This window comes from Leptolyngbya sp. PCC 6406 (assembly GCF_000332095.2).
Classification (GTDB): domain Bacteria; phylum Cyanobacteriota; class Cyanobacteriia; order Phormidesmidales; family Phormidesmidaceae; genus PCC-6406.
Map to the genome: position 1 here is coordinate 96597 of NZ_KI913951.1, position 10720 is coordinate 107316.

Sequence of the window (10720 nt, forward strand, 5' to 3'; positions counted from 1 at the left end):
CGCATCAGCTTTGGGGCGGAGTCTCAGGCCGGCAGTGAGTTTGTCGCCCGGATGCTGACGACGGTTTCTTCTCTGACGATGCAGCAGCGAGATGTGCTGGACTTTCTCACTCAAGCCTATTGGTCGGCTCGCTTTGGTCAAGCGCCTCCTTCATTGCTGCCTTTGGCCACTCATCAGCCTGAAACCCTAATCGCGCCGTGACCCCCTGAAGGCTTACCCCTGCTGACACCCCTAGAGCGGCGCAAAGGCTTACCGATTGGAAATCTCACCAGCCAGTTCTTTGCCAACCTATACCTAAATCGGTTCGACCATTTTGTAAAAGAGCAACTCAAGGTCAAGAAATACCTGCGGTATGTGGATGACTTTGCCTTATTTTCAGACGATCGCAGTTTTCTGGCAGAGACTAGGGGTGAGATCGAGAACTATCTAGCCACCCTCCGCTTGAAAATTCATCCGATCAAGAGCCAGCTTTCTGCCACGCGCTATGGAGCTAACTTTCTAGGCTTTCGGCTCCTATCCCATGGAGAGAGTTTTCCAAAGGATATTCAGGTTCGAGTGCGCAACCGCAATCTGCAACGGGCACGGCAGCGACTCCGGCAGCTACAGCAAGACTATGCCACGGGTCAAATTTCTCTAAAAGACCTAATCCAGCGGTTGCAAAGTTGGGAAGCACATTTGCTGAACGGGGATACCCAGCGCCTACGGCGTGAAATTTTTGAGCAGTTGACATTTCATCCGCCACCGTTGCTGGTTGAGGAGCCAGAAGATATTCTGGATGCGGAGTTCTGACTGTCTCCCTTTACAGTGCGCTTCACTGCCACTACCGTTAATAGCGGGCTAGGTCGGCAAACGCGGCGGTTCCTGGAACAACAATCCAAGGAATTGCCGTTCTGCCTATCGCAACAACAACAATCCCGGCAACCGCAACAACAATATCGGTTTTCGAGTTGTCTGTCGTGCCCCGAGTACTCTTTGGTGCCAGAGCTGGCAGGTGGAAATCTGGCGGGTGTGCCGTGAAGAGTCCAGACCTAGCCCTGTGATGCTGGCAACAGCATCCGAAAAGCAAAAGGGTCAGTGAGCTTGGTAGGGCAACCGAAGAGTTTGCTGACCCATCCAATTTGAAAGCTAGAGCAGCGCTAAACGTGAATTTGTTTGTAGGCTGGGTCAGCGCTAGCGTGACCCAGCAAGTCTGCTGCCTAACGACCCCCTATCCCTATGCCCTCTTTCACTGTTCGTAAATCACCAGGGACAACCCGCTGCTTCACTGAGCCCCTAGACGGTCTAGGAGATGCAATTCCCCTCGATATGGTGCTGATTAACGGGGGCACCTTCACCATGGGGTCACCCGCCGAGGAGCCAAATCGAGATGAAGATGAAGGCCCCCAACACGAGGTGGCAGTGCCCCCCTTTTTTATGGGGCGTTACCCCGTTACCCAGGCCCAGTGGCGAATCGTCGTAGCAATGCCCCAAGTCAGTTGTGCCCTTGAAGCTGAACCCGCCCACTTCAAAGGGGCAAATCGACCGGTAGAGCAAGTGAGTTGGTACGAGGCGGTGGAGTTTTGCCAACGGCTCAGCCGCTATACCGAACGAGACTATCGCCTGCCCACAGAGGCAGAGTGGGAATATGCCTGCCGTGCGGGCACGACGACCCCCTTCCACTTCGGGGAAACGATTACCCCAGAGGTGGCGAATTATCGCGGCACCTCTACCTACAGCAACGGCCCCAAAGGAGACTATCGGGAAGAAACCACCCCCGTAGACCATTTTGGCATCGCTAATGGGTGGGGACTGTGCGACATGCACGGCAACGTGCGGGAATGGTGCCAAGACCACTGGCATAGCAACTACGAAGGGGCACCCACCGATGGCAGCGCTTGGTTAACTGACAACGAAGGCGCATCTCGCGTCAGGCGCGGCGGTTCCTGGGACGTCGTTCCAAGGATTTGCCGTTCTGCCTATCGCTTCGACTACTATCCCGGCAACCGCAGCTACTATATCGGTTTTCGAGTTGTCTGTCGTGCCCCGACGACTCTCCAAGATGAGACTCGCTAGTCTTACCCTTTTTCTCTCTTACCCTCTGGCGATTTTTCAGGGGGTTAAAAGTAGGTCTGATTCACGACTTTGAAGATTAGGCACTGGTCTTCTAACGGGTGATGAAATCATGGAAAGCCTTGCTTCTCAACGCTTTCCATGATTTCGTCAGGAATTGCTTGAAGCACTTGTCACACAGGCGTTTCAGCGATTTCTCAGCCTTTTTAGAGTTGTGCGCAATTAGCCGGACATCAGTTGCAATTCCCGCTCCAGCAACAGAGAGCCCCCGATTTATCCAGGAACCCAGAGTCACCTGAAAGGCCGCTCAAAATTATTGTGTTTGGCTCCTATGGCCGAAGGGAGTCCATCGCCCACAGCGACATTGATCTGTTGGTGATCTTGCCAGCACTGGAGCATAAACAGTAAACCACCCTGGCAATTAGAAGGGCTTTGGCAGACTTGTCGGTTGCCAAAGATGTTGTAGTGACCGGCATCATTTGAGAATGGCTAACGCCGCTCCAAACTGTATCTTAGATAACTGAATCAAAAGAATATTGGGTGGATGTCACAAAAAGGCTTTGATTATTCACTACTTTATAGAGCTTGGTAAAAATAATGCTTTTGACCACCCTATTAACACCGCCTAAACAATCCCAACTGGTTCAAGCCATCTTGTTTCTGATTCGACTATTCAAGCGTAGTGACCAAACTCCATCCTTGGTTGGAGGTATGGAGGGGGAAATCGTTTATGTGCCAGAAGCCCTGGTTCCTGGTGAGCGCAAACAGGTGAGGTGTCACGGTACTTGGTACATTGCTAAATGTGCAAAGGGAGAACGTTTTTATCCGGGAGATGAGGGAATTGTCATCGCAGTAGACCGCATCACACTGGTGATTAAACGCTGGTCTGATGCATGACTTCCTAAGAAATAGATCGTTTTCGTCGCTAACCAGAGGTGCTGAAATGAATCATACTACCCCTCTTTTCAAGGTTCATCTTTCGCCAGTTGCCGAACTTACTCGGTGGGACTTTGCCTTATCTCAGGCTGAAACCCTGACCCTGGCCACTACTCCAGAGGCCCAGGGCACCGAAATCCCCCTACCGCTGTCTATTGAGACTCAAGACTGGCGCATTTCAATGCAGGCTGATAGTGCAGTAGCGGTGATCTTGGCCCTCACCTTTTTACTGAAGGCCATGTCTGTCTTTATAAAGATAGAGAAGGGATAACTATTACTTGAGGTGATGGGTCTTGAGGGTGATGGGTGCAGCTTCAATTCGCTCCTAGGGCTTGCGTTAGGTGTAGTGCAGACCGTAGTCAATGGCATAGATCAGTAGACAGCGATCTCTAGCCCTGCTGCCAACCTAGACAAAATGGACGCTCAGAGAAGGAATCGCCCGTAATCTTTCTTAACATATGTCACACTAATTCCCTCAAACGTCACAAGTATCTAAGCAATGCACCACAGTCTGCCCCTGACTACTCGGCTTGTGCCGCCCCCCATTTAGGTTCCAGTGCTATTGCGGTATGGATTAAACCTTGAAAAATCCATGCAACAAGATACTGAGCCAAGGTTTATATAGGATCGCTACAGTGAGGAATCTGCAATCGTCGACATGATACTTGATAAGTAATTGAGGTTCAAATAAATAAGATGACACCCGATAATACTCATGGTCACTGTGACGACCTCTTTCAAGATCTATGGGATTCAGTAGAGACATTATCTCCGCAGACTTCATCAATATACCATCCTGATGTATCCTTATTGCAAGAACAGAATTGTACCTGTAGAACAACTGAAGAACTGAAATCAGTCTTAGTTGTCATGCTCAGGAGAGAGCAAGATCGAAAATCTCTATATTCTTTTTTGTACAGATTACTAAAACAATATAATTTACTGCATAGATATGATGTTGATGATGTTATTAATGAAGCCTACGGAAGAGCGCTTAAACAAATTAATAATGATCAACCAATTCACAATCTTCTTTCGTGGTTTAAGGGTGCTGGCAAGAATATAATCCGAGAATGGGATAGAAGTAAAAAAAGAGAATTGAAATTGCGTGATCAATGTATCGCTAATGATACTTGTAAAATCAACAATGATGCGAAATTAGTGAGCCAAAATGATTTCGTGAATCAAGTTAATCAATACACTAAGAACAAAATGGATTCAATGATTATCTATTTTAGAGTGATAGATGAGCTTTCTTGGAATCAGGTATGTGCGCAACTGATTGATTATGGGCTTGTGTCAAGTATGTTGTCCAAACAACTTGAAAATCGTATCAAACAACGATATCATCGAGCCCTTAAGAAATTACCTAAAGATATGTGCTTCTGAGAATTCTGTTTCCAATTTGTAGGAGATAAGCAAGGGAGAACTCATGATGGATGTTGAATTGATTGACAAACCGATTGAAGAATTGCTTTCATCAGAGACTTTGAGAGCAGTGAAAGCTATCTTTGTGAAGTATGATTTGAACGAAAAATCATGTAAATTCTTTCAACGATATATCTCTCTGTCTGTAAAAGAAAATCCTTCTGATGACGAGTTAGAAGTCTTGTCTAATTTTATTGATCAGGCTTTGACTCAAGTTGACTTGCGTAAAGCTATCCATGAGATTGATGACCTGATCTCTGATTGCTTGGGACTGTTGAGTGCAGAGCATCAAGAACGATATCAAAATCAAGCCATCAAGTTCTTGGAATTTATAGATACTAAATCATCATGTTATGAACTGTGTTCAAAACTTGGGAAGGATTTTAGAGGTCAAAATCTATATGGAATAGATCTCTCCCGCAAAGATCTCAGTAACGCTAATTTTGAAGACACTGACTTGAGAGGTGTTAATTTTCTAGGTGCTAATCTTAAAAATGCTAATTTCAGGAATGCTAATCTTGATTTCAGCAATCTTAGACAAACAGATTTATCTAATGCTGATTTATCCTACGCTACTATTTGTGATGCCGATCTGGGAGCAGCCAACCTGATGTATGCAAACCTCTATCGATGCATCATTGTTAAATCACGGTTGCGAGGAGTAAATCTTTTGGAAGCAAACCTAGAAGAAGCTGATTTATCTGAAAGTGAATTTAGGGGTGCAAAATTAGCTCACGCTAAATTTATAAGGGCTGATCTTTCTAGAACTAACTTAATTAGAACAAATTTAGCGGAAGCAAATTTCGAGAGAGCGAGGTTTCACGGAGCAAACCTTAATAATTCAGTTGCTAAGAAGGCTAACTTTAACCATGTTTCTTTTGCGGCAGACGAAGCAACGAATACGCAGCCTGCTAGCTTAATCTGTGTCAAACTCTCCTCTGCTACATTATTTCAGGCTGATCTGTCTCATGTCGTAGCGCGTCGTAGTAACTTTAGTGAAACCAATTTAGAAGAGGCAAATTTATCAGGAGCTACTCTACTTAACACTAGCTTTCTGAAAGCAAACTTGAAAAAAGCTAACTTATCTAAAGCATTGTTGGGTGGAAGCATTCTCAATTCTGCAAACCTGACAGGAGCTTGTTTGCATAAGAGTGACTTGCGAGGCGTAACCGCTAGAAACGCTGACTTGATGGATGCTGACCTCAGTGGCTCTAAAATTCAAGGTGCCTATTTAGCTGGTGTCAATTTTGAGCGAGCTAATCTCAGCGGAGTTCATGGAACGCGCGCTAACTTTGATAAAGCCAATTTGAATGCTGCTGATCTCAAAAATTCGAGACTTGCGAACGCTAGCTTTGAACAAGCAGAAATGAAGCTGGTAGACTTGACTGATGCTGTATTACCTGGAGCAATCTTGCAGGGAGCGATCTTAGAGGGTGCTGATCTATCTTGTGTAGTATTGAAAGGTGCAAATCTAAAGAAAGCAAGCTTGGTGGGGGCTAAAATTATTGATACCGAACTTCAAGGTAGTTATTTGAAGGGTGCAAACCTCAGTGATGCTTTAATAATTAGAACTCGATTGACTCTATGTCGCTTAAAAAGAGCAAACTTATCAAACGCTAGAATTATAGATTCTAACTTTAGAAATGCAGATCTTACCTATGCTAATCTACAACATTGTAAATTTAGAAAGGTTGATTTTGAGAGAGCAACTTTAATTGGTATTCAGTTTAACGATGCCAGTCTCAGAGAAATAGATTTTTCTTGGGCAGACTTGTCGTCTTCTAATTTGTCAGGTACTACTTTATTTAATGTGAATTTCTCAAGTTGCCGATTGAGTGATATGAACTTGAGTCACTTGGATCTGACACAAACTAATTTATTCAAGGCTAAATTGTCAGGGGCTAAGCTAAAAGGAACAAACTTATCGGGAGTAAATCTCCGCTATGCCCAACTTAATGATGCCTGTTTAGATGAAGCTGACTTTTCCCATGCAAATCTTAGTAACGTGAATTTGGAGGGTGCTAGTTTAGTTTCTACTCAGTTCAAAAACACTAATCTGAGCAGTAGTACCTTTTTGGGTAGCTCTTTGGCCGAAGCTGATTTTGAAAACTCTCAATTGCTTGGCAGTAATATTTATTATTGTGATTTAGGCTGCCAACAGTTTCCAAAGGAAGCTATTCTCTGGAATACCTATCACCTTACATCTGAGCAAAATGCTTATGCAATGAAATTAGATGCCGATCTAAGAAGATTCCTAATTGATGGTCGATTGGCTGATCTAAAAGAAGCTAAGTCTAGACTGGATGATGCCCTAGCAGACCTTGAAAGAGTACACCAAGGTTATGAAGAAAATCTATCTAGCTCGATAGACATGACTAAATTCCTTGCTTTCCAAATCTTTCAAGTAAAGGATATAAGCTATGCAATTAGTGAGACCTTACGGTCATTTGATTCAGACGAAAATCTGAGTAAGGATGAAGCAATAAGAAATCTTTTCGCTAAAGTTAGCGGTTTAGTAAGTGTAATTAGTCGATATAGAATTCATATATATAAAATTTGCTCAAACCCCCAGAAAGCCTTGACTTCAGGGACAAATTTTCCCCCAGAAATGCTTAGCGACCTTAATCTCTTAGTTGATTGTAAAACCAGAGATTTCTGTGTGTGCTGATAGGAGTGGCTTAGTTATGCTGTAGAACCAGGGCAAATCGAATTGGATTTGTACTGTTATATACCAAGTCCAGAAGTGAAGTTTTCCCGCCGGGAAAACTCCACTTCTGGACTTGGGCAAGGTTTAGTATAAACAAATTCTTTCTGAATGCCTTAATTCCCGAACGATCTCACAACAGGACACTGGTTGCGTTTATGCCTTATGGCGAAGATTGATAGAGCGAATAACTGCTCACCATGAGCCACCAAGGCCCATAGCTCTGTCACTACATCACGAGAGCTTTCTTTGTCGTGCTTTATTTTCTTCATCAAACGACAGCAAGTTCTTGGCAAATTGAAGCGATCTTGTTGTCCGTTAAGGCTCACTCAAGCGGATTTCGGCAAATTAAGATGTTCTGCCACATGGAGTTGAACAGCCTTGGCAGCAGCGGATGCAATGTCATCCCAGTCTTCCGGTGTTAGAGCTGCATAGACAGCTCGTTGAAGGAGAGCTTGAGCATCTGCTGCTAGCGACTGACTCTCCGCTATGGCCAACTCTTCTGCCAGAACTAATTTGAGTTGCGCCTGAATGTCAGGACTGGTTTGCTTCAGCCGTCGTAACAACCGCTCCTTGCCAACAGCCCAAGCCGCATCAGTCCCCACACCCAAATTGCCGTCCGTGAGTAATCGCCGAAACTCACTCAAAACTAATGCGTTCGGCAAACACTGATGACGGTCTTATGATTTTGGGATAACTTATACACAAGCTTCGGTGACCTGGAAATATTTTCAGCAGACGTAGTTATACCCACGTGGGGGCCGCACGGGGGATGCCATGGCCACAGTATTGGCATTCAATAGCGCAGTTCTCTGGCCATAGCATCCCTGGTGCGACCCCCACGTAGATATAAATGCAATCTGACGGAAATTGTTAGGACACATCGCGAGGCGATGTCCTTTTTCAATTTTGCATCATGACTCAAAAACCAAATAAGCGCTTTGCGCCAGTAACCTTGGTAGTTGCTGATTGCCAGAACGTCGGCAGCCTCAGAAAGTATCGCCATTCGGTGGCAAAGTTTGTGCAGCAGTTTGGCCCCAACACGCTGATGCAGGCTTATCATTACTGGCGCAACTTTTCAATATCGAAGCAGCAACAGCTTCAATCATTGGGATGGTTGTGTGTTGATGTGGCAAGTTGCACCCACAACGCCCTGGATGATCTCCTGATGCGAGACTGTCGTCAGTTGGTTAGCTATCTATTTCCCCAGACCGTCGTACTGATTGCCGGGGATAAAGACTTTGTCCCCCTCATTCGAGAGTTACAGCATCAGGGGCTGCGGGTGGTGGTAATTGGTCGGCGTGGCCAAATCAACAACAGGATCAGGGCATTGGTGCCCCATGACACCTATGCCATTGAAGACTTGTCAAGGTTGAGCGAATCAGCAGCATAGGTTTAGCAAGGCAGGGTTGAGGCGTACCCCCAACCCTGCCCTGCTAAATGCACTGCCTACTTAAACCAGTTAAGGAACGCTCGCGCTCCGGCGTTGCTGACTTAAGGTATGAATCGGATCTTGTAAGCCTTCCGATGCCATTCAGGACTCCGCGAAATCATACAGCTATTCAGCAACGCCGAAAGCTGTTGTTGCACCTGCATTAATCTAAAGAACTGCCATCAAAACTGCTGTTGCTCGCCTGACGCCTCAATGACCAGGACATAACTGTGAACGAGAGCTGGTAAGACCACCCGTTTCGGGCCACGATCTAAGACCACCCCACTGCCATCGAAACGCCGTAACGCATAGAATTGGGCATCCCGCCCATAACTGAGATTGAGTAGCCCGTGGTGCGTCTGAGCAATGCCGACTTCCCCATACCGCCGTGCCGCCCTTAAATCCGTCTCAGCGGCCCTTAGTAACGCTTCTCGCAGCGATCGCGGTAAGTTCCCGGTTCCCTGACACGTTGAACACAACGGCCCATTCATTGAACCCAAAGAACCCTTCAAAGCAACACGCCCGATCCCTCGACACACTGGGCAGACTGGAAAATCAAAAGCCATCACAAACCTCCTACCGAACGAACCGACGCCATCCATCACCTGGTTTATTTGTCGTTTTCTAAACCTTTAACCAAACGACAAAATCAACTAAATCCGCGATACTCTTCCACCGCGATTGCTACCACTACCCAGTGATTCCTGCCACAAACTCGTAAGTCCCCTCCGTGCGCTTGGCGTACCAAAACCACCTTCCGTAGCGCTGGCCTGCTTTTTTCTTGCTAGGCCGAAAGCCCGAAGCCCGCAGTAGTTGACGTGTTGCCGGATCCGGCTTACCCGGAAAAAAGAGTTCAAAGCCATTCTTGGCGTGATTCTCCACCACCTCCACAGCTTGTAGGTCAGCCGCTGTGGCATGGGTCGCCGACGCATTCCAAGACGACCCCGGCTTCAAGACAGACTCCACCGCCTCACCAGCACCACCGCGATCGCGATGCTCCTCCGGAGCGGCTTCGCCAACGCTCACCTCATCAGCCTCCTGCACGGGATAGAAAGAAGTTTCAGCCAGATAATCCATCACCAACCACTGAAGATCCTTCACGCCTCCACCAACCCCTTGAGGATTGGCCTCATGAGGAATATGAGGAGAGGAAAACTCCGATTGCCCACAGACCACCGTTGGTACTGGCTCCACCTCCCAATCCCGACAAACCGTCATCACGGCTGATTCAAAGACCGAGATCGAGAACCGTCTATCACAGTGGACATAGCGATTGCCCCCAGAGAGGATTTCTCCCGACCCTTCATCGCGCCTGACAGATTGATACTCATTCGCGATCGCTTCCACCTCAGAGACCGTAGGGCCATCGATCCAGCACACCCGGATAGAAGAACCCATGCTGTAGTTAGACGACCGCACCCTGAACTGACAAAGCGGGAAAACAGCCTTCAATTGTTGTCTAAGATCCTTAGCCTGTAGAGCTACAGACGAGAGCATTCGACGTGCCATAAAGAGAAACCTAAAAAACTGCAAACCGGAAGCGAGAGCAGCGAAGAGCCCTCAAACGCTTCCTAGAGACGCCAACGGTCATTCAATGCTGATGAGCCTGCCATTGCACCAGACCGCCTCTGGCGGCCTTACCGGCTGCACCCGAACGAGATATGGAACATCGCGAATATCTAAACCCGACTCCAAGTGCCGTTGAATCTCGATGCGATCCGACCGATTCATTTCAACGCCTCCTTTCTTTCTTGACTACATTCTAGCAATTCCTTGTCTAACAATCAAGGTAATAAGCCAATTAATCAAGGTAAAAAGCAACAAAAGCCAGATACGAAGAAAAGGCTAAAATGCCTATAAAACGAAGGAAATCACTAGCAACCAAAACCAAAAACGTCAAGGTAAGCAGCCGAACCAAAGAAATAGTAAAGTTAAGTGAATAAGAATATATTATCTATCATTATCATTTCAGGGCGATCCCAAGCATACCAGAAAAGAATGAACGCCTAAAACGCAGAAGCCCCATACCTCCCACAACGACTGCAACGCCCAAAACGCTTACATAGCAATGCTTTCAGCCAATAGCCACATTTCAAGCCCACAGCGATCCCCGCCCATTCTTTTCCTTTTTGCGCCACAAAGAAAAGGAAAGATAAGATATTCCAATAGTT

Annotated in this window: 12 protein-coding genes and 2 pseudogenes; 10 read left to right on the forward strand and 4 right to left on the reverse strand. The window is 46.4% G+C overall.

Annotated elements, in window-relative coordinates; all coding sequences use genetic code 11:
• The 9 genes and pseudogenes from LEP6406_RS33475 to LEP6406_RS0225950 form a co-directional block, all read left to right on the forward strand.
• Nucleotides 1–201: pseudogene (locus LEP6406_RS33475) on the forward strand (IS66 family transposase); the annotation flags it as partial.
• A gap of 21 nt (nt 202–222) precedes the next feature.
• Nucleotides 223–789, forward strand: coding sequence for an RNA-directed DNA polymerase (locus LEP6406_RS29845; protein WP_263971278.1), 567 nt, complete (start codon nt 223–225; stop codon nt 787–789).
• Nucleotides 790–862: 73 nt separating this feature from the next.
• Nucleotides 863–1078, forward strand: a pseudogene (locus tag LEP6406_RS35790) (hypothetical protein); the annotation flags it as partial.
• Nucleotides 1079–1215: 137 nt separating this feature from the next.
• Complete coding sequence (locus LEP6406_RS0225930) at nt 1216–2052, forward strand: formylglycine-generating enzyme family protein (RefSeq protein ID WP_008308449.1); 837 nt, start codon at nt 1216–1218, stop codon at nt 2050–2052.
• A 234-nt stretch (nt 2053–2286) separates the two neighbouring features.
• Nucleotides 2287–2457 carry a nucleotidyltransferase domain-containing protein gene (locus LEP6406_RS35795; RefSeq protein ID WP_081748185.1) on the forward strand — a complete coding sequence of 57 codons (171 nt, stop codon included), beginning with the start codon at nt 2287–2289 and terminating at the stop codon, nt 2455–2457.
• Between the two features lie 195 nt (nt 2458–2652).
• Nucleotides 2653–2946, forward strand: a complete 294-nt coding sequence (locus tag LEP6406_RS0225935) for an NfeD family protein (protein WP_155834890.1) — start codon at nt 2653–2655, stop codon at nt 2944–2946.
• 46 nt (nt 2947–2992) lie between these two features.
• Nucleotides 2993–3256: a hypothetical protein gene (locus tag LEP6406_RS0225940; protein WP_008308453.1), complete on the forward strand. Its 264-nt coding sequence runs from the start codon at nt 2993–2995 to the stop codon at nt 3254–3256.
• Between the two features lie 425 nt (nt 3257–3681).
• On the forward strand, nt 3682–4374 hold the full coding sequence (locus LEP6406_RS0225945) for an RNA polymerase sigma factor (RefSeq protein WP_155834891.1): 693 nt from the start codon (nt 3682–3684) through the stop codon (nt 4372–4374).
• 43 nt (nt 4375–4417) lie between these two features.
• Nucleotides 4418–7081, forward strand: coding sequence for a pentapeptide repeat-containing protein (locus tag LEP6406_RS0225950; RefSeq protein WP_008308459.1), 2664 nt, complete (start codon nt 4418–4420; stop codon nt 7079–7081).
• Between the two features lie 365 nt (nt 7082–7446).
• Here LEP6406_RS0225950 and LEP6406_RS0225955 read toward each other — a convergent pair whose 3' ends face one another.
• Nucleotides 7447–7782: a hypothetical protein gene (locus tag LEP6406_RS0225955; RefSeq protein ID WP_008308461.1), complete on the reverse strand. Its 336-nt coding sequence runs from the start codon at nt 7780–7782 to the stop codon at nt 7447–7449.
• Nucleotides 7783–8033: 251 nt separating this feature from the next.
• Between LEP6406_RS0225955 and LEP6406_RS0225960 the strand changes: the two genes are divergently transcribed.
• Nucleotides 8034–8510 (forward strand): NYN domain-containing protein, encoded by a 477-nt coding sequence (locus LEP6406_RS0225960; RefSeq protein ID WP_008308463.1) that lies wholly within the window; start codon nt 8034–8036, stop codon nt 8508–8510.
• A gap of 221 nt (nt 8511–8731) precedes the next feature.
• Here the strand turns inward: LEP6406_RS0225960 and LEP6406_RS33265 are convergent, their stop codons facing one another.
• The 3 genes from LEP6406_RS33265 to LEP6406_RS33670 form a co-directional block, all read right to left on the reverse strand.
• Nucleotides 8732–9028 carry a hypothetical protein gene (locus LEP6406_RS33265; RefSeq protein ID WP_155834892.1) on the reverse strand — a complete coding sequence of 99 codons (297 nt, stop codon included), beginning with the start codon at nt 9026–9028 and terminating at the stop codon, nt 8732–8734.
• A 211-nt stretch (nt 9029–9239) separates the two neighbouring features.
• The gene (locus LEP6406_RS0225965) at nt 9240–10058 is read right to left on the reverse strand and encodes an LPD29 domain-containing protein (protein ID WP_008308466.1); all 819 of its coding nucleotides are present in this window, start codon (nt 10056–10058) and stop codon (nt 9240–9242) included.
• A gap of 78 nt (nt 10059–10136) precedes the next feature.
• Nucleotides 10137–10280, reverse strand: a complete 144-nt coding sequence (locus tag LEP6406_RS33670) for a hypothetical protein (RefSeq protein WP_008308469.1) — start codon at nt 10278–10280, stop codon at nt 10137–10139.
• Between the last annotated feature and the right edge of the window lie 440 nt (nt 10281–10720).